The sequence below is a fragment of the Bacillus sp. FJAT-47783 genome, from assembly GCF_022808615.1.
Taxonomy (GTDB): Bacteria; Bacillota; Bacilli; order Bacillales; family Aeribacillaceae; genus Bacillus_BZ.
On record NZ_JAKZKS010000005.1, the window covers coordinates 59,482 to 78,979 of the forward strand.

The window sequence follows — 19,498 nt, forward strand, 5'->3', positions numbered from 1 at the left end:
ATCAGTTCGTTCAAAACCGTATTTCTTTGCAAGCTTAGCACTGGTAGTTCCAAGTATCACTTGTGAGTTTTCTTTATTAAAACTTACATTAATTATAATTCTCTTTATACTTTGCTTTAAAATCTATTTCATAAATATCACTGATATCCGCTCTCGTTACTTCTTTAATATATAGCTTAGATAAGCTGTCACTATTTTGATAGGTTACCAGGATATATTTTTTCTTTAAATCCATTATTTATATCAGATTTATTTTGACTTACTTACCTTATAATATTCCCTTTAATCCTACTAACCCTATATTTCATTGTTATATTCTGCAAAAATGCCTTTTTCCATGATGGGTACTCCCTTTTTATTTTTACTGGAATAAATACTTTAAATCGCTATCAAATTGCCATTCTTGTACTATTACTTCATTTCTCGACTTTGTAAGTCTGGATCCAATACGGTTCTTTTCTCCCTTAGCTTATTCATTGTTGTTTCATCTAATATTTCCTTCCCTTTTTAAATCTTTAAAATCTTGTGTAAAAATTTATACTATACCAACCATCCCCCCGATCTCACCACCAATAACGATGATGCCCACATACAAACAACGAAATAAAGAGGGCTGATCCTTGAAATGCATCGTATTGATGCCGATATTAAAGAGGAAGAGTTAAAAATATGGAGGAGGGGCAACGATGTTTAATAAAGAGAATAAATCACTGCGTAAATCCTTTTCATACATAATATTTGGATTATTCATTGTCGTATTCTTGCTTTACACCGCTTTTTTTAACCAGAACACAATAAGTTCGGCGGAAAAAACGATGCAAGAAACAAGCATTATCCATGCCGAAAGGTTTGCTGAAGCGATTGATGCTGATAGTTACAGCGACGTGCTAAAAAATCGCGAAATGGATAAGACGTATTGGTCTATTCGGAATCAATTAAATGATTTTCGCGAAAAAAGTGGGGCCACCTATGTATATACGTTATTAGTCGATGAGGATCAAAACGTAAAAATGATTGTGGATGGCCTTCCGGAAGATTCGGAAATTTCAAGTGATATTGGTGAAGCGACGACAGCTACTACATATGAAGATGTTGCTTCTGTATTAAAAGGAGAAACCTATAGTACAGATATTGTTCATGACCCTGAATACGGGGATTACTTATCAGCCTTTGCGCCCATTAAAAATAAAGATGGAGAGGTCATTGGCATCCTTGGAGTGGATATGGATGCAAGTATCGTAAATTCGATATCCAATAAAGTGCTAAAGGACTCGATTGGCGTGTTTTTGGTGATTTCTTTTGCCGCTTTATTGTTGATATTAGGATTCTTTAACTTTTATTTACGAAAAAAATTACGTCCTTTAACGCTCCTTACGGAAACAGCTGTTTTTATTTCTGAGGGGAACTTACATAAAGCGAAGTCTTCTTTTGTTCATATAAAGGCTAATGCAAAAGATGAAATCGGAAAACTTGGACGAGCAATGAAATCCATGACCGATACGTTAGAAAATGTTATTAGTCAAACCCAAGCTCTGTCATTAAAAGTGGACGAGCAAAGTAAGCAGTTGAAACAATCATCTTATGAAGTGAATGAAGGCTCCAATCAAATTGCGATCACAATGGAGGAAATGGCTTCAGGTGCTGAAGATCAAGCGAAAATTACAACCGATTTATCGGAAAACATGTATGAATTTACAGAAGTCATTGAAACAACTTATAATCATGGCCAGCAAGTAAAACAATCTTCAGCAGTCATTGCCGATAAGACCGAATCGGGTTCGAAGCTTATGAAGCATTCGCTTCAAGAAATGGAACGAATTTACGAAACCGTCTCAGATTCTGTTACCAAAGTTCATGATTTCGGGCATAAGACAAATCAAGTAACAAAGTTGGTCACTTTTATTAGTGATATTGCGGATCAAACGAACTTACTTGCATTAAATGCGGCGATTGAAGCAGCACGTGCTGGTGAGCAGGGCAAAGGATTTGCCGTTGTCGCAGCAGAAGTTAGAAAACTAGCAGAACAAGTGTCAACATCTGTTCTAGAGATAAAGGAAATTGTCACGAGTATTCAAGGGAATTCACAGGATTTAGTTCTTAAGATGGAAGATGGTCTGAACATCGTTCGTGAAGGGCGAGCAACACTTAATCAAACAGGTTCAACATTTGATGCGATTTCAGACACGATTTATTCACTGGATGCCCTTATTGATGGGATGAGCGAAAAGCTTGAGGGAGTCATGATGAAAAAAGATGAAATGAGAAGTGCAATCGAGTCCATTGCGGCGGTTTCTGAAGAAAATGCTGCAGGTATTGAAGAGGTATCTGCTTCAACCGAGCAAATGAGCGCCTCTATTGAAGGCATAAACGATCAAGCTGATCAACTTTCCTCCATGGCAGATGAACTTAAACAGCTGAACGATCAATTTAACATTTAGTAAAAAAGCGATAGTTCTCTATTTAAATTATTTTAAAGTAGTGTAGGATGATAGCCTAAAATAACGGTGAACACCTATGCTTTTATCCTCGGGAGAATGCCTACAAGATCCAAAAAATGGAAACGGCATAATAGATTAATAGTATAAAGCGAAAACTCCTATCGTGGCTTGTCTCATCAACCATTGCGATACTAGAGTTTTCGCTTCTTTTATATCCACATGTGGAAAAATATTCATTTTTATATAAGTAATCCCAAGTTATAATTTGGTATAATATATGAAATCGAGTGGAAATACCTAAATGAACAACAGTTTTGCCCGATTTTACGAGAACGAGAGGATAGGAGAGAATTGGATGAGAAAAATGCTATGTTGGATTGGGGTCCTTTTATTTGCTTTCCCCTTATTCCAACAACCTGTAATGGCTGACGATGATGAGTATGCGGAGCATGAAGAATTCGAGGAGAAAGAAGAATCTGAGGAAGAGAATGAAGTTTTAGAAGAGGTTGGTGAATGGTTAGGATGGGCGACGGTCATAGCTTCAGTAACTGCAGGGTCTCTTTTTCTAATTCGGCGCTCAGCAAGCTTTTTTACAAAGACCTTTCCGAATATAAAATCCTATTTCATTAAACTTGTTCGATTATTAACGAAATGGCATATAGCAATAGGGATGATTGCTGTTATCTTAGCTATTTCTCACGGAGTTTTGTTCTTCTTTGAAGAAGATGAGTTCTCAACACATGAATATTTAGGAATCGTTTCTGTGTCCTTAATGAGTATTGCAGCAGTCATAGGTGCACTCCTTTCGAAATATAAACGAAATACTTCCATTCGCATGACACATATTAGTTTACTTTTAATAGCTGGTATATTAGCCGTTTTTCATATCGCATTCTCATAATTTTCACGACTGGTTTATCTCATATTCGATGACGAAATGGTTAAATAAACAAATCTATAAAAACGTTCCCTCTATTCAACTGCGAATGGAGGGTTATTTTTTTTAGGAATGAGTCGGTTAATCCAATACTCTCTAAACGGATAGTAAGCGTTCAACTTCTAATCAGATACATTCGGGATAGATGAGAGCGAAATGACGATGACATTCATACCAATAGGAACCGCGTATATACCCACGAAAAACGATTCGTCTCGCTACGGCTATTTGAGGATTATTAAGTTTATGTAAGATACTCCAACATTTATTTAAATTAAAGTTCAACCTTTTAAAAAAGAGCATATCATTTATTATGAGTTTACGAAAGGAATGAGTATGATGTACCGTGTTTATCCAACGTATCCTAGCCCTTACTACTATCCAATTCCGATGAATCAACCCTATGTTTATCAACCGTATCCATCTCCTTACTGGGTTCAAGCACCCATGTATAAAAACTCGAGCTTTTCCAAGCCATTACCTAAGTTAAAAGACTATGGCCCCCATCCTTTTGTTGTAAATATTGAAGAAGCTACAAAGCGAAACAATACGTTTCGTACCGCTTTATGGACAGGAGAGTATTTGCAAGTGACTTTAATGAGTATTAAACCAGGGGAGGACATCGGTTTAGAAAGACATCCGACGGTCGATCAATTCATTCGTATTGAAGAAGGTCATGGAGTTGTTCAAATGGGAGATCGTAAGCAAAAACTAGATTTTCAAGAAAAAGTGCATGATGACGATGCAATTATGATCCCTGCTGGGAAGTGGCACAATGTTATCAATACAGGGAATAAGCCTCTAAAATTGTACTCAATCTATGCACCACCAGAGCATCCACGTGGTACGGTTCATAAAACGAAAGCAGATGCAGAAGCTTCTGAAGTGAAATAGGCCGAGACCAGTGTAGGGCTGTCTAAAATGTCCATTGTTGAGTAAAACACGCCAAAATTAAGACATCAAGAATACTGTAAATTCAACATTCTTGATGTCTACTTTTTTAGAATTCGGGGCGTAAATACCACTTTTCGGACAGCCCCACCAGTATTTTTCCATTACGCCGATTTGCGTTTTTCAACAAAGGGTTTTGACTGTAGGTGATTTTTGTTTAGCCACGTATAAAGAAATCCCATGAATATAGCTCCTCCAACGATGTTTCCGAATGTTGCAAAGGTGATATTATGGAAAGCTCCTCCAACTGTAATCGTTTCTGGATGAGGAACGAGTAAAGCAAAGCTAAACAAAGAAAAATTCGCAATGCAGTGTTCAAACCCGGAAACAAAAAACGCACAAACAAGAAGCATCATGGAGAAAATTTTTGCGATGTCTTGTTTCATTTGTTTTGGAATAAAGATTGCTAAACAAACCATCCAATTACAAAAAATAGCTCGAACGAAAATTTCACTTGATGTATGATGCATTTTGCTTTCAACGATCGAAAACAGCCACTGATTCATCCCTAACTCTTGGATAATGCCTGTTGGAATGATGAAAAGGGCAAATAAAAAAGCTCCTACAGCATTTCCTACATAACAAAGTATGAGTACTTTTACCGTTTCAGATAGCGATGTAAATCGCCTTAACGTCGATGAAGTAAAATACATTGTATTTCCTGTGAATAACTCCGCCCCACCGTAAACAATGAGGACAAGGGCAACACCAAAGATTAGTCCACCTATAAGAGATGTAAATGGTGAGTTCTGTAAGAACATCGTATTAATTGATTTTAGGGTAAAGATTAAGGCAAAACCAATGAACGCCCCAGCCAGTACTGCCCGGAAAAAATATTCCAAAGGGCGTACAGTTATTAAATAAACGGAATCCTCTGCCTTCTTGCAGAGAGACTCTAGTGCTTCGATCTCTGAATGTGCCATAAAGCCGTCGTTCCTTCCTTAATAAGGTAATTCTTATTTTGTTTTTTACTATAAGCTTATTATGATACATAGACAAGAGATTTTGTGAAGTTTTTCACAAGTTTCATGGAATAGCCAAACTTATGTAAATGTTTGTGCTTACATCTTTGATAATAGCACATGTCCCCCAACACGGTAAAGCGCTAGAGAACAGGTACTGTTTCAGAAAAATGCTATGTAACTATTACTGAGCAATTTTAGCTTTAAAGACTAGTCTATTGTTCTGTCAATCGTTGTTAAGATATAATATTGAAGAGGTTTATTATTGGATAACCCAAACATTTTTTAAATTAAGTTGTTGACAAAGACTCCTTATTGTAACTATGATTATTACAGGTGATGATGTTACATGAAAAACAATCGCTTTGCCGTGGCCATTCATATTTTGTCAATGGCAGCTTTGTTTAGACGTGAAGAATTAACTTCAGAAAACATAGCTGGTAGTGTGAATACAAATGCTGTGGTCATTCGCAGACTTATTGGTGATTTAAAGCAGGCGGACTTATTAAAGACACAACGTGGAGTTCCAGGAATTGAACTAACACGTCAGCCCGAAACGATTACATTACTTGATATTTATCGGGCTGTTGAAGGGAATGAATCTTCCGTATTCAATCCTCACCAAAATCCGAATCCAGCATGTGAGGTAGGTGCGCAAATTAAAGGCACACTCACCACATTTTTCAACAGGGCCCAAAATGCTGCTGAAAAAGAACTGAATAGCATGACACTGCAAGATGTTATTAATGATCTCTTTTCTTCATAAAAGAGATTTTTTCATCACCTAGTTGTAACTTTTATCATTACAAATAAAAGGATGATTTTCTTATGAAAATTGGAATTGTCGGGGCATCAGGAAAAGCAGGAAGTTTAATCTATAAGGAAGCAGTTAAACGTGGGCATGAAGTCACTCCAATTGTACGTGATGCTAGTAAAGTCGAACACCCAAATCCTATTGTGAAAGATGTACATGATATACAAACAAGTGATTTATCTCACTTTGATGTCGTCGTAAATGCATTCGGTGCGCCCCTTGGAGAAGAAGAAGCACACGTAACAGCAGGACATGCTTTAATCAAAGCACTTCGTGGCCAGTCTACTCGCCTAATCGTTGTAGGTGGGGCTGGTAGTCTGTACGTGAATGAAGATCAAACAATTCGTGTTATTGACACACCGGACTTCCCAGAAATCTTCTTACCTACTGCAAAAGGCCAAGCACGAAATCTAGAAGAATTAAAATCTACAACCAAATTAAAATGGACTTTCATCAGCCCAGCAGCTCATTTCGATCCGGAGGGTTTTCGTACTGGAAGCTATCAAATAGGTGGCGACAACCTAATTGTCAACTCAAAAGGTAATAGCTATATTAGCTATGCCGACTTTGCCATCGCTGTTTTAGATGAAATTGAAAACCCTAAACATTTAAATCAACGTTTTTCCGTTGTTGGGGAAGCAAAATAAACGAAATGTCTTCTGTAATCTCTTTACAGATAGAGGGCACGACGTAACAATCAAGAAAAAAGCTGGCATTGTACAGCCTTTGATACCTGCTGGGAAGTGGCACAATGTCACCAATGCAGGGAATACGCCTCTTTAATTGTATACACTCTATGCAACACCAGCCCATCCTCGTGGAACTGTTCAAAAACGAAAGCAGATACACAGGCTGATGAAGCAAACCACAGGCACTAAACAATTTCATAGACTTCTTCTATAATAAAGCATTGAAACAATTTAGATAATGGGATAATCCTTTTTCATATAAAGTCACTCTCCGTATTGTGTTGTTAAGGTAACAAACATTAACATGTGAGTGACTTTTTTGTACTCTATTTGGTTTACGTAATCAACAGCCGTGAAGGCATAGATATTAATTACGTAGTTTTTGGTTGTAAGCAAGCTACTAAAGACAAAATAATGAGAAGCGCCTCCACTTGGACGGCAAAAAATAAAACGTAACCTCCTCCTTCCAATCCCAAACTGTATTGGATAACTCTGTTGCAGACTCTATTAGTTTATTAATAACATTGCTTTCAGCCAAATACTTATCGATTTCCTGGATTGTACTTTGATTTAAGGTAACTCCACCTTGTGACCATTTTTTTATTTTTCCAATATATTCAGTAATGGTTTGAATTTGATCGAAAGTAGACTTTAAATTGCTTTACCATGGTAATCGAGCTCATTAAGGTTTTCAACTGTGGTAATGCTGTGCCTACGTGCTCTTTCTATAGGAAAACGAATGGGTTCCATTGAAAGAGAAGAACTACCAACTAAATCACCTACTTCATTAAAATCTTGGTTGATAGACTCAATCAAGTCCTCTGTTAATCTCTCAAGCTTTTCAAGACCTTGTTTAATATCATGCAATAAAATATTTGTATTTTTAATAACCCAAAAGCCTAAATTTATTGTAAGATTATGTTAGAGGGATATTTTTTATTATGGGGTGAAGGATTGAAAACTGTTTATTTTTCAAGTTTTATAGATGAGAAAAATATTGAAATGAATCCTAATTGTTTTGATTCAAATGAAAAGACACTACATCGCTTTTCAATTACGATACCTTTTCATAATCGAAAAGATGGTGGGCATGCAATTGTAATTTTAAAAAATCCAAGTAATGCAGGTAAAGAAGATACTCAAGGAAGAAAAGTCTCGGATGATACAATTTATAAGGTAACAGATTATCTTTATAAATTAGGGCGTGTTAAAAAGGTAACCATTGTTAATTTATTTACAATGGTTAGTGGTACACCAGATTATTTACGAGAATATATAGGAACAAATAATGAGTTGCAATATCGAAACTATAATAATGAAGTATTATTTCAATTATTGTCCAATTTTAATTCTGATAAAGATATGATTATTGCTGCTTGGGGTAATTATAAGCCTTTACGTGAGAGTAAATATAAAGAAAGAATTCGTGAAGTTGTAAAACTAATTGGAGATAAACCTCTTTACCGTATTGGCCCAATGGTAAATAACAGTAATTATCCAGGGCACGGGAAGTATTGGTATGATTATGAGGAAATTTCACCATATCCATTAAATGCAGTGAGATGAGTTGAGTATTTTACTGATCAAATAAATATTTTGATTTAGGACAGGGAAGCCGAGGATGGAGTTAGCTAATGAAGAAAAATAAAAAATATATTTAGAAGAGAAAAAACACATTGAGATGGAGGAAGAACTCAAAAGAAATTAGAAGAAGAAAAAAGTAAAACCTTTAACAGAGTATGAAAAAAGAAAATATATAACCAATTTATTAATAATAGAATTGTTTATGCAGGAAGAGATGATATTAAGTATCCAAAAATCAAGAATAACACAATAAGTGGATAGCTGGATTAGGATTCATGTTTATATATTTCTTTGTTAGTTTGGTTGGAGCATTTATCTTTGCTATTTTAGCAGTGATTTTTTGGTTTGTTTTTAGCTTTAAAAAAGTGATTATTTAAACTCCAGAGATTCAGTATCAAGCCCTTTTTGTAATCATCAGCATTCTAATTTTTTGTGAAAAGAAGAAAAGATGAAATGGTTTCTAATGGATATATTAAAGCAAAGTGTTTCGGATGCATGTTTAATGGTAGAAGAATCTATTTTAGATCCTAGAACAATTAAATAGATTAAAAGATTCATAAATAAATGGCGTTTTAAGATAATTTTGTCGCGCGAACTAGTAATAAATAATAGGCTTTTCACTATTAATGAGTACTAAGCCTATTATTATTTTCGTTCAAAACAGCTACTGTTATAATTGGTTTGGATTAACCAGTGGCATAGGTCTGGAATTAATGAATTTTTTATACATCTATCATTTCTTTTATTGTACTTAGGGAAGTCGATTGTTGTTGTGCTAATGCTCACCGTTAGTCCAACAATTTATTTTTTTATTTTCCAAATTCCAATTATTTCATCGATTTATTTTAACAATCCTGCTTAGCTCAAATTTTCTATATAAATATAAGTAAAAAGAAGAGGCAAGTTCACCAAAATGTTCATACTAATCCTACCCTAATCCCACTTTCTAAACGACACCTCAATGATAAATTCATTTTCACGGACATTAGCAATCGCTTTTCCTCCTTGTTTGTTAACAAGTTGCTGAACAATATGAAGCCCTAATCCTAGCTGGCTACCAGTTCTACTAGGTTCCAACCTGAATGTTCTATTAAAAATCTGTTGAAGTTCTGTAACGTTAATCTTCTCAACATCATTTACTGCCCTTAACCAAATATACTTTTCTTCCTCCACAAAGCTAATTTTCAAATAACTTTTAGCATAAGTTAAGGCATTCTGAATAATGTTGGTTACAATTCGAACGATTGCTTTATTGTCAGCAAGAACAGGGCTTACAGTCCCTTCATCCAACTCCACCTTTAATTTCTTTTTCTCAAAATCATCATAGAACATTAGCATCGTTTCTACGACAGTTTGATCTAGAGGCTGCTTTTCCATGATTAATTTCATGTCCGAGGAATCGAGCTGAGAAAGTTCATAGAATAAATCAACTATCATGGTAAGATTATCAATCTTCTTTTGTATAATAGCTAAAAACTCTTCTCTTTCTGCTTCAGAAAAAGATGGATCTGTTAATAACTCTGAGAACCCTTTGATTGATGTTAACGGTGTTCGTAAATCATGGGAGATATTTGTGATTTCTTGCTTTAGTTCGATTTCTCTTTTTTCGATGGACTGCTGATTCTGTTTGTATAATTGAATGAGCTGATTGATCTTCGCAGCAAACCGGGTCAAGTTTTTATTATGTGTATTTGTACGAACTAATTCATTTGTCCCGAAATTCCTATTAATTTCCTCTAATTGTTTTGTCATCCTACTAACATCCCAATGGAAAAGCAGAAGCATCGAGACCGCAACAATCAGTAGGAAAACTAAGATCACTATAATCAACCAGCTATTCACTTTCATTCATCCCTTCACATCAATCGATGTTTTGATTTGAGAACTTTCTCGCACCAATCAGCAAAGCAATCAAAGAAATCACGATGCCTACAACCCAAAATTTGTAATCAAATTGGACTACATCATCTACAAAGTTCATTAAGTTATCGCTTAACATTGTACTTGGCATATATTTATATAACTCGTTTAAGCCTGTAAATGGACGGAACAAAATCCGTAGCAAGTTACTCGAGAGTCCATAAATAAATAACAGCACGATAATGATATAAACGTCTCCAACTTTCAGCATTTTTAACGTATGGGTTAGAAAGAATCCACTAAGAACAAGTGGAGCCATATTTACACACGCTACTAGATAATTACTGACGGACTGATGATCACTGTTCAGCAAGTTCTCACCTAACAGAATCATTAAAATGACCCCAACGACACAGATGAGTAGAAAATAACTTAAAGTCAGGATTAGCTTAGACCAGAAGATGACATTTCGAGAAATGCCGAAAGAAACAGCTTGCTTAATTATAGACATATCTTTGCCAGTGAGAGCTAAATTAAAGATAAATCCTACGATTATAATCAATAAACCGCTGCTAATTACATTTGAATAGAAAAATTTACTAGTACTGTAAGGGAAATTTGGGTCATTCTGTTCAAAATAATAAAGGGCAAAAGCAGCAGCGGCGATTAGCAAAAAACATACTAAACTTGTAAAATAAAGGCCTTTTTTACGTAGTAGACGATAAAATTCGCTTTTCATATAATTAATCATGATTATTTTCCTCCACTAATCCTAAGAAGTATTCCTCTAGATTCATTGCTTCTATACGAAACTCCTTAACCATCACTCCATTATCAACTAAGATATGATTAATATCTCCACCGTTCTCTACATGATTTTGGATAATGATTACTTGATTAGGAAGAACTTTTAACCGAATATCTGCATATGCCTGTTCTAAACATCGTGAAGCTTTGGCTGAGTCATCAACTGTCATTAGAATTTGTTTCCTACTCTTCTCTTCTAGAGACTCTCTACTTAAATCATCAATGATTACACCATCTTTGATAAATACAAAACGTGTGGCTAGCAATTTTAATTCCGTTAAAATATGACTAGAAATTAATAATGTTATTTGTTTTTCTTGATTGAGTTTCATCAATAATTTGCGGAGTTCCATAATCCCCTCCACATCCAAACCATTGATTGGCTCATCAAGCACTAAACAATCGGGGCTGCTTAAGAGAGAAAGGGCTATGCCTAATCGCTGCTTCATGCCCATGGAATAGTCTTTAAATCGTTTTTTCTTTTCGTTTGCCAGACCTACCATTTCCAGAACGTCATAAATGCGTTTTTTGTCAACGATTCCGCGTTGAATACGAAAATATTCCAGATTTTGAATCGCAGTAAAATCTGGGAAAAATGTAGGTGCTTCTATCATAAAGCCCATTCTTTTTTTCGCACGGCCTATCTCTTTACCGGATTTGCCAAATAGCTGAATCTCCCCAGTTGTCGGCATTAGTTGTCCTGCAAGAAGTTTTAAAAACGTTGATTTTCCTGCGCCGTTTTTGCCAATTAATGCACATATTTCCCCTTTTTTCAATGAGAAATCAAGAGGTTTAATGACCTCTTTTTCCTTAAACTTTTTCGTCAATTGATACGTCTCTATAATGGTGTCCATCTTTTTGACTCCTTCACTAAATTTCTTGTTACTTTCAGTTTAGCTTAGAAGTCTTTAAAATCCTTTAAGCAAAACATAAAGAATTCATAAAGAAGTCATACAAGCATGAAACCTACTCCCCAAATGGTCTTTATATATTCTTCATTTGTAATTTCGGAAATTTTCTTACGCAGATTGGAGATGTGAACACTGATTGTATTATCATCACCATAATAAGTTCCTTTCCAGATGCTTTCATAAATCTCTCTTTTAGAAAGTGCTCGTTCGGGATTGCAGATGAAAAATGTTAAGATATCAAACTCAGCATTCGTCAGCTGCATCTCTTTCCCGTTTAAAGTTACAGACCGTTTTTCCATATTGTTCTTAAGTCCGCGCCATCTCATTTCGGCTGGCTGCATATGGTGAAAACTTGATTTTCGTAATTGAACTTCCACTCTGGCCATCACTTCTTCCTGATGAAATGGTTTGGTTATGTAATCGTCCGCACCCATTTTCAATACTTGCACTTTGTTTTTAATATCCCTTTTAGCTGAAATGACAATGATGGGAATAGAACTCTTTTCTCTAATTTCTTTTATTAGTTCCTCCCCGCTTTTCCCTGGAAGCATCAAATCCAATAAAATTAAATCAAAGGTATTATTTTCTAGCTGCAACAAACCTTCTGTACCGGAATATGCAGCAATTGATTCCATATGTAATTTTTCCATAATTATACTTAGCAACATATTAATCTCTTGATCGTCTTCAATAATTAGGGCTCTTTTCCCTTCATACATAATAATCACCCATTTTTTGAAATGTAGTGTTTTAAACTTTTTCTAACTTACTTTTCAGAAGAATATGGCTCACCACCAAAAGTCGGGGTTGATAATTTCTATAATATATATACCCATCTCAATTTCCCTATTTTTTTGCAATTATGAATGTAAAATAGATGTTTGCAATGGATAATAAGGTATTGATTTTATGTCACCCCCCAAGTTATAGTGATGAGCCAAAAATAATACTGTTTAAGTCCAAAATTTTGATTTATTCATATAACTTATCCGAAATTAATTAAGTAAATTTTGAAGTTTAACTTAGCATTTTTATCTTTCAACATTCATAATCATCAAGGAAATCAAGATTATCTAGTGCTATATTCAATCTCTTTAGCTGTTTGATAAGAATTTCTGGCTTCACAATTCCATTTTCTTGATATTCCTTTTGATAACTGTCAGAAAATCGAACGACGGCACCGTCTTCAATCCATTTTTTCCGATACAATTGAAAAGCCGCTTTTTTCATTTCATTTGGTGTAACAATATAACCTAAATCTACATCATGATCTTCACTATACCCATATTCAAATCCACAACATACACAAATGTCATAGGAAGGATTGAAATTCTTTCCATACGGTGCCTCATCTAAACCATCATATCCACATACAGGACAAATATAAGTTTTCATTTTATTTCACCTACCTATTGATTATCGTAATACTTTCTGGTTTTTCTTCCAGTCTTCTTGACCATATTTCAGCTTGAAACTTAGATTTCGCACCCTAAGTGGCGTGAAAACATTATTTTTAGTTTAGGGAGAGATTTTAATTAATTTTTGAACTTCAAATAGCCCCCGAAGAACCATTTTTCAACATTCTTCCGTGGCTACTTTTACCTTCTTATTTTACAGGTAAATGGATTCGTCCAATCCTAAGTATTTCAATACCTTTGGTTGTTCGGTGGTCAGCGGTCTCCCAAACTGGCGTTGTAGTTCCCCGTATGGAAGTTTCAATACAATGACTTTGTATAAAACATTTGGAAAACGACTTGAAGGGGCATTTCCGTAAAAGGGGTGTAGCCAACATGCAGTTTGATTCCTGCACGTTTTCCGTAATAAAGCTCCCAAGGAAGACGTGATTTCCCCACTGTAATCGTAGTGGAGTCTATCAAGAGTAGATCCTTTGAAATCTTTAATGCTCGTCGTGGCAGCCCATATTGAACGCCTACATCTGCGCAATGTCGGTAACTCTTAAATTTATTCATTGATGCACAAACTAAGTACTTGATATGCATAAAGAAATCGAGTTTACGAGCAGAGTCTTTATAACCGATGGCTGTTTGAATATCAACAAGTTCTTCTTTTGAAATTATTTTTTTGAAGCAAATTCGGAAATATGGTGTTCTTTTTCGGACACCTTTTCTTGAGTTTGTGTTTGGTAAATTACATTCTACAGGAAAGGTGCTCTTTTTTGTATATTTTTTGGATTTTATTGGTTAATCAACACACCAGTAGCCTGTAACCTAATATCTACTTAATCAACCAAGTTCGATGCACAGTTATCACGGATTCAAGTAGTAATTACTCACTCTCATGAAAATCATTAAATAACTCACGGAGATAATCTCGTCGTCCATGTAGTATTCTATAAATAATAATTGAATCATCAATAATTCTATAAAAAACTAAATATGGATGTACTACAATAAAGCGGAACCCTCGCTCAACAAGGAGGTATTTTTCTTCTGAAAGGACTGAACCTAAATTAGGATAGTCAGCCAGAGTACTTATTTGAGCATTTAACTTTTCAAGGAGCTTTTCAGCGGCAAAAACATTGTCATACGAAATATAGGAAAATATCTCATCCATATCATCAACAGCTGCTGGGGTATACTTAATGGTTTTCTTTTGCGGCATTGAGTTTTCTCCGAATTGTTTCCATTACATTTTCATGCTCCATTAATTCGGCGCCTTCAGCAACCTGTTTCTCTGCGACTAATAATTTTGACTGTAATCGGTTGCGGGCTTCCATTCTTCTATAAGTTTCATGGCTCATTACGACCAAATCAGCTTCACCGTTACGAGTGAGTATCACAGGTTCGTCCAGTTCATGGCAATATTTTGAAAATCCATTATAGTCTTGTCGTATCGAAGATGAAGGTTTAATATTCATAAATACCCTCCAAATAGCATTATTTTAACTATATTATAACAATATTTTAAACATACATGTTTAATGAACAAAGAATTTCCTAAAAAAATGAATACAATGTTTATTCCAATTGTATTACCTAGATTTTGTTTCTCATTTTCACATATTTTACCTTTAGTACATCCCTTAGTTCCTAATAAGCTATTTCAATTGTTTTTTCGTTTAATGCATATTCCGAATGGAAAGGCCTATTCCTTATTCAAAAAATATACTAACATTTACTACATAATTAAAGCACCCCTGATAAAAGGGATGCTTATACCCACTACTACAATTCCTTTATTTATCTTTCCTTACGAGTAGTGAACAGCACTCCACATGCATCGTATGCGGAAACATATCAACAGGCTGCACTTCCTTTGTCTCATACCCACCTTGTTCTAAAACCGCAATATCTCTTGCTAATGTCGCAGGGTTGCAGGAGACGTAAACGACCTTTTTCGGTTTCATGTCTAAAATTGTTCCTAGTAACGACTCATCACAGCCTTTGCGTGGTGGATCAACAACGACAACATCCGCCCGAATGCCTTGTTCATACCACGCTGGGATGACTTGTTCCGCCTCACCTACTGCGAATTCAACATTATTAATTCCGTTTAATTGTGCGTTTCGTTTCGCGTCTTCAATCGCCTCTGGGACGATTTCGACACCGAAAACTTGTTTTGCTTTTTGCGCGAGGAAAAGGGAGATCGTTCCGATTCCGCAATAGGCATCGATGACCGTTTCCTCACCTGTTAAATGGGCATATTCCAACGCTTTTTCGTAAAGAACTTTCGTTTGTTCTGGGTTTACTTGGTAAAATGAACGAGCTGAGATCGCAAATTTAATGTTTCCGATGTAGTCATAAATGTATTCAGATCCCCAAAGTACTTTTGTTTCGTCTCCAAAAATAACATTTGTCCGTTTTGGATTAATATTTTGAACGATGGACTTCACGTTTGGAAACTTTTCCGTAATTTGCGTTAAAATCGACTTTTTGTTTGGGAAATCATTTGTACGAGTAATAAATACTAACATCGTTTCTTTTGTTACATATCCGTGACGAACCATGATGTGACGAAGCCAGCCTTTATGTGCTTTTTCATCATAGGCACGAATACCGTATTGACTGCAAATATTTTTTACAGCTTGAACCATCTCATCATTTTCTGAATGCTGGATGAGGCAACGTTCCATATCGATGATTTCGTGTGAACGTTTTTGATAAAAACCGGCAATTAAGCCACCTTCTCGCTCTCCGACTGGAACTTGCGCTTTGTTTCGATAATTCCATGGGTCTTTCATCCCGAGTGTAGGGTGCACCGCTACCTTGCTTACATCCACCTTTCCAATTCGAGCAAGCACTTCTTTCACGTGTTTATGCTTATGCTCAAGCTGGCCATGATAGCTTAAATGTTGAAGCTGACAACCACCGCATTGCTTATAGATTGGACAAGGTGCATCGATCCGCTCTGGACTTTGCTCATATAGTTCCATTAATCGACCGAAGCCGTAGCCTTTTTTTACTTTAATGATTTTAATCTTTGCTTTTTCACCTGGAAGTGCGTTTGCGACAAAGATCGGGAAACCGTCCACCTTTGCCACACCAGCACCGTCATGTGTTAAATCTTCAAAAACCACATCATAATATTCATTTTTTTCAATTGGAGGTACAACGTTTGTCATGTTTGCTTCTCCCTTACCTTTAATCTGCTTTCCAGATTGTATCATACAACCCGCGTTTAACCAATATGACTACCATTTGAAATGGTTGTTAATAATACGTAATGGAAGTGTAATGCTTCATTCGGTAACTTTTTCATACGATATATCGTCCAAGTTTTTGAAGGAGTGATAAGACATGGAACAAAGCTTCAAGGACTCACTCATCGAGCAAATCATCACAAAAGGGATCTATAAAGCCGAAAATGGAAAACAACTATATGAGCTAAATGTCATTGACTTATTAAAAATTGTGAATCAACTGGACAGTTCTTATCAATATTATGGAAATTAAAATGAGCAGCTTCCCCCGCTGCTCATTTATTATTCAACTGCTATTTCATTCATTATTGGTGCACACCGCTCCGCTTTTTCTGGTGACATGACGACCTTAATATGCTGGTATAAATTTTCAAACTCACCAGGTAAAAGTCCGCCGTACTCACCATCTAAATTGAGCTGCATCTTATTTTGATTCTTCACTTTAATTCGATTCGCCTTCGTATAAAGGATGTGATCATCATTAATGTGTTCGCCACGTAAAGCAAGGCTTGCAACTCGAATAAATTCCGCAATGTTTGCCTTCTTTAAAATTAATAAATCAAACATTCCGTCATTTAGTTTCGAATCAGGCGCAAGCTTTTCAAATCCGCCGACAGAGTTTGTTAATGAGACGAGGAACAGCATAATTTCCCCTTGAAATAGCTTTCCATCATATTCAATTTCAACTTCTGTTGGATGAATGGACGGTAGCATTTCAATCCCTTTTAAGTAGTACGCTAATTGACCGAGTACCGTTTTTACTTTACTTGGGACTTCATATGTGAGCTCTGTTAAGCGGCCACCTCCGGCGATATTGATAAAATAATGTTCGTTTACGCGGCCAATATCAATGTTCCTTGTCACACCATTTAAAATACCGTCAACACTATGTAATATATTGTCCCTTGGAATCCCAATAGCCCGTGCAAAATCATTCGTTGTACCGACTGGAATAACGCCGAGAGTTGGACGATTTTCCATTGGCGCAATACCGTTCACCACTTCATTAACCGTTCCGTCTCCACCCGCTGCAATGATTAAGTCAAAATCACGACTTGCCGCCCATTTTGCTGCTTGAACTGCATCACCTTCACCCGTAGTTGCGTGGCAAGATGTTTCATAACCTGCTTGTTCAAATTTTTGCAAAACCTCTGGTAATTGCTTTTTAAATGCTTCACGACCTGAAGTTGGGTTATATATAATTCTCGCTTTTTTCATCATACATCATCCTAAACAAGATAATGGAATTTAATGCATCTTTTCATTCACAAAGAAATATTATAATACAAATTTTTACCTTTTACAAAACTTTTATCTCTTTAAGCTTATGCTTATTAAAGAGAATATACAAGTACAAGTTTGTGACGAAATGAATGATTCAATATTTATAGTCAAAAAAGAAGCTCATCTACCAACATATTCACATTACTAGTATTAACATACATCCTATTATATCCAATATGGTACAAAGTTAAATAAACGTTTGTTTAAACTTTTTTATATGTGCTGTTTTTCAAGTTTTTTTAGATATTTCAGTCGTGATTAGAGAATAACGAATAATGATCCATTTTCTGGATAAAAATAAATTTTGTGTTGATTTACTGACTTTATATAAAGGAATGAGAAAATGTTTATTCCAGATGAAACGGCGAAAAAAATAGATGATGTATATAAAACATTAGTTTTTGCTGATCAACAGGATCATATAATTTGGTTTGAATATGTGTTTTTATCTTGGCAATGGTGGTTCGGTGTCCTTCTTACAGTTATCCCATGGATTTTATGGTGGAAATTTAGAAAGAAAGGGAGCGCGAGCCGTTTACTGTACGGAGCATTTTTTGTCATCATCATTTCGATGTCATTTGATTCATTTGGATCTGAATTAGGTTTTTGGGATTACAGATATGAACCAATCCCGTTTTTGCCATCTTTTCTACCTTGGGATTTAAGTCTTCTTCCCGTGTCGTTTTTAGTTCTTATGCAGGTTAAACCACATGTTTCTCCACTGATAAAAGCCATTTTCTATTCGATGATGAGCGCATTTATCGGAGAACCTTTTTTTGAATGGTTAGGGTATTATAAATCGACAAATTGGAATCCCTTTTTTTCATTGCCTCTTTACTTTTTAATCTTTTTAATTGGACATGCACTTGTGATGAGTAAAAGTTTCGAGAAGTTAACAGAAAGTTAAACGTATGCCATAAATAAGGTTAGGTACTGATGCTTAACCTTATTTATGTATTTGTATTTTACAGTTGTTTTACATTTTTTGAAAGTTTACTAGAAAACGTTTTCCATCTGTTATAATTTTGTAAATATACAAGATGGAAGGGTCTTTTTATGATAGTAGCTTTCGGGATCGTATCATTACTTATTGGTTTGAAGTTTGGAGACTGGAGGAATTATAAAAAGTACTATCCAACGATTCTATTTTTAATTATCGGGGATTTACTGTACAACATCCTAACGTATCATGATCCAGCTTGGAGATATACGAAAACTTGGCTTTTACAAAATCATACACTCGTTAATTTATGGATTATGATCACAGTGTATCCTTCAACAGTTATTATATATTTATTTTACTTTCCTAAAAAGAAAATGAAACAGGTTTTCTACATATTACTATGGGTAATGATATATATATTATTAGAAATCATTGGACTGCACGTATTCGGGCTTATCAATCACTTTAATGGCTGGAACATGTGGTGGTCATTGTTGTTTGATGTCATCCTATTTGTCATTCTACCAATTCATCAAAGGAACCCTTTAGTAGCATGGGGATTGTCTCTTATCGTGATCATTTTCTTTTTAACTACATTCGATGTAAAAATACTTAATCTTCATTGATGTTTAGTTAATGAGAAGAGCTTGTCTTGCTT

At 35.4% G+C, this 19,498-nt stretch carries 21 protein-coding genes and 1 pseudogene; 10 read left to right on the top strand and 12 right to left on the bottom strand.

What is annotated here, in order from left to right; translation table 11 throughout:
* Positions 1 to 1,223: 1,223 nt before the first annotated feature.
* The 4 genes and pseudogenes from MLD65_RS18355 to MLD65_RS05845 all read left to right on the top strand — a co-directional run.
* Positions 1,224 to 1,496 (top strand): annotated as a pseudogene (locus tag MLD65_RS18355) (hypothetical protein); the annotation flags it as partial.
* A gap of 132 nt (positions 1,497 to 1,628) precedes the next feature.
* Positions 1,629 to 2,438 (top strand): methyl-accepting chemotaxis protein, encoded by an 810-nt coding sequence (locus MLD65_RS18360; protein WP_481748499.1) that lies wholly within the window; start codon positions 1,629 to 1,631, stop codon positions 2,436 to 2,438.
* A 355-nt stretch (positions 2,439 to 2,793) separates the two neighbouring features.
* On the top strand, positions 2,794 to 3,339 hold the full coding sequence (locus tag MLD65_RS05840) for a hypothetical protein (RefSeq protein WP_243290948.1): 546 nt from the start codon (positions 2,794 to 2,796) through the stop codon (positions 3,337 to 3,339).
* Positions 3,340 to 3,714: 375 nt separating this feature from the next.
* The gene (locus MLD65_RS05845; protein ID WP_243291016.1) at positions 3,715 to 4,269 is read left to right on the top strand and encodes a cupin domain-containing protein; all 555 of its coding nucleotides are present in this window, start codon (positions 3,715 to 3,717) and stop codon (positions 4,267 to 4,269) included.
* Positions 4,270 to 4,430: 161 nt separating this feature from the next.
* On the opposite strand, the gene MLD65_RS05850 is transcribed toward MLD65_RS05845, so the two are convergent.
* A complete protein-coding gene (locus tag MLD65_RS05850; protein WP_243290949.1) occupies positions 4,431 to 5,249 on the bottom strand; it encodes a formate/nitrite transporter family protein in 819 nt (272 codons plus the stop codon).
* A 388-nt stretch (positions 5,250 to 5,637) separates the two neighbouring features.
* On the opposite strand from MLD65_RS05850, the gene MLD65_RS05855 reads away from it, so the two are divergent.
* Complete coding sequence (locus MLD65_RS05855) at positions 5,638 to 6,054, top strand: Rrf2 family transcriptional regulator (RefSeq protein ID WP_243290950.1); 417 nt, start codon at positions 5,638 to 5,640, stop codon at positions 6,052 to 6,054.
* A 62-nt stretch (positions 6,055 to 6,116) separates the two neighbouring features.
* On the top strand, positions 6,117 to 6,749 hold the full coding sequence (locus tag MLD65_RS05860) for an NAD(P)-dependent oxidoreductase (RefSeq protein WP_243290951.1): 633 nt from the start codon (positions 6,117 to 6,119) through the stop codon (positions 6,747 to 6,749).
* A gap of 693 nt (positions 6,750 to 7,442) precedes the next feature.
* Here the strand turns inward: MLD65_RS05860 and MLD65_RS18365 are convergent.
* Positions 7,443 to 7,658, bottom strand: coding sequence for a T7SS effector LXG polymorphic toxin (locus MLD65_RS18365; RefSeq protein ID WP_481748497.1), 216 nt, complete (start codon positions 7,656 to 7,658; stop codon positions 7,443 to 7,445).
* A gap of 87 nt (positions 7,659 to 7,745) precedes the next feature.
* Between MLD65_RS18365 and MLD65_RS05865 the strand changes: the two genes are divergently transcribed.
* A complete protein-coding gene (locus MLD65_RS05865) occupies positions 7,746 to 8,357 on the top strand; it encodes a DUF1643 domain-containing protein (protein WP_243290952.1) in 612 nt (203 codons plus the stop codon).
* A gap of 951 nt (positions 8,358 to 9,308) precedes the next feature.
* Here the strand turns inward: MLD65_RS05865 and MLD65_RS05870 are convergent.
* The 9 genes from MLD65_RS05870 to rlmD form a co-directional block, all read right to left on the bottom strand.
* Positions 9,309 to 10,127: a sensor histidine kinase gene (locus MLD65_RS05870; protein WP_243290953.1), complete on the bottom strand. Its 819-nt coding sequence runs from the start codon at positions 10,125 to 10,127 to the stop codon at positions 9,309 to 9,311.
* 109 nt (positions 10,128 to 10,236) lie between these two features.
* Entirely contained in the window at positions 10,237 to 10,797 is a 561-nt protein-coding gene (locus MLD65_RS05875; RefSeq protein ID WP_243290954.1) for an ABC transporter permease, read from the bottom strand.
* A 181-nt stretch (positions 10,798 to 10,978) separates the two neighbouring features.
* Positions 10,979 to 11,896: an ATP-binding cassette domain-containing protein gene (locus MLD65_RS05880; protein WP_243290955.1), complete on the bottom strand. Its 918-nt coding sequence runs from the start codon at positions 11,894 to 11,896 to the stop codon at positions 10,979 to 10,981.
* A gap of 95 nt (positions 11,897 to 11,991) precedes the next feature.
* Positions 11,992 to 12,672 carry a response regulator transcription factor gene (locus tag MLD65_RS05885; RefSeq protein ID WP_243290956.1) on the bottom strand — a complete coding sequence of 227 codons (681 nt, stop codon included), beginning with the start codon at positions 12,670 to 12,672 and terminating at the stop codon, positions 11,992 to 11,994.
* Positions 12,673 to 12,991: 319 nt separating this feature from the next.
* The gene (locus MLD65_RS05890; protein ID WP_243290957.1) at positions 12,992 to 13,348 is read right to left on the bottom strand and encodes a hypothetical protein; all 357 of its coding nucleotides are present in this window, start codon (positions 13,346 to 13,348) and stop codon (positions 12,992 to 12,994) included.
* A gap of 320 nt (positions 13,349 to 13,668) precedes the next feature.
* Positions 13,669 to 13,923 carry a hypothetical protein gene (locus MLD65_RS05895; RefSeq protein WP_243290958.1) on the bottom strand — a complete coding sequence of 85 codons (255 nt, stop codon included), beginning with the start codon at positions 13,921 to 13,923 and terminating at the stop codon, positions 13,669 to 13,671.
* A 316-nt stretch (positions 13,924 to 14,239) separates the two neighbouring features.
* Positions 14,240 to 14,575 carry a type II toxin-antitoxin system RelE/ParE family toxin gene (locus MLD65_RS05900; RefSeq protein ID WP_243290959.1) on the bottom strand — a complete coding sequence of 112 codons (336 nt, stop codon included), beginning with the start codon at positions 14,573 to 14,575 and terminating at the stop codon, positions 14,240 to 14,242.
* A complete protein-coding gene (locus MLD65_RS05905) occupies positions 14,553 to 14,831 on the bottom strand; it encodes a type II toxin-antitoxin system Phd/YefM family antitoxin (RefSeq protein ID WP_243290960.1) in 279 nt (92 codons plus the stop codon). The genes MLD65_RS05900 and MLD65_RS05905 overlap by 23 nt, the downstream gene beginning before the upstream one ends.
* A 318-nt stretch (positions 14,832 to 15,149) precedes the next feature.
* Complete coding sequence (gene rlmD, locus MLD65_RS05910) at positions 15,150 to 16,535, bottom strand: 23S rRNA (uracil(1939)-C(5))-methyltransferase RlmD (RefSeq protein ID WP_243290961.1); 1,386 nt, start codon at positions 16,533 to 16,535, stop codon at positions 15,150 to 15,152.
* 175 nt (positions 16,536 to 16,710) lie between these two features.
* Between rlmD and fbpA the strand changes: the two genes are divergently transcribed.
* A complete protein-coding gene (gene fbpA, locus MLD65_RS05915) occupies positions 16,711 to 16,866 on the top strand; it encodes a Fur-regulated basic protein FbpA (protein ID WP_243290962.1) in 156 nt (51 codons plus the stop codon).
* 29 nt (positions 16,867 to 16,895) lie between these two features.
* Here fbpA and MLD65_RS05920 read toward each other — a convergent pair whose 3' ends face one another.
* On the bottom strand, positions 16,896 to 17,831 hold the full coding sequence (locus tag MLD65_RS05920) for a diacylglycerol kinase (RefSeq protein ID WP_243291017.1): 936 nt from the start codon (positions 17,829 to 17,831) through the stop codon (positions 16,896 to 16,898).
* 409 nt (positions 17,832 to 18,240) lie between these two features.
* Here MLD65_RS05920 and MLD65_RS05925 point away from each other — a divergent pair, with 409 nt between their 5' ends.
* Complete coding sequence (locus tag MLD65_RS05925) at positions 18,241 to 18,804, top strand: CBO0543 family protein (protein WP_243290963.1); 564 nt, start codon at positions 18,241 to 18,243, stop codon at positions 18,802 to 18,804.
* Positions 18,805 to 18,953: 149 nt separating this feature from the next.
* Complete coding sequence (locus tag MLD65_RS05930) at positions 18,954 to 19,466, top strand: CBO0543 family protein (RefSeq protein ID WP_243290964.1); 513 nt, start codon at positions 18,954 to 18,956, stop codon at positions 19,464 to 19,466.
* Positions 19,467 to 19,498: the final 32 nt, after the last annotated feature.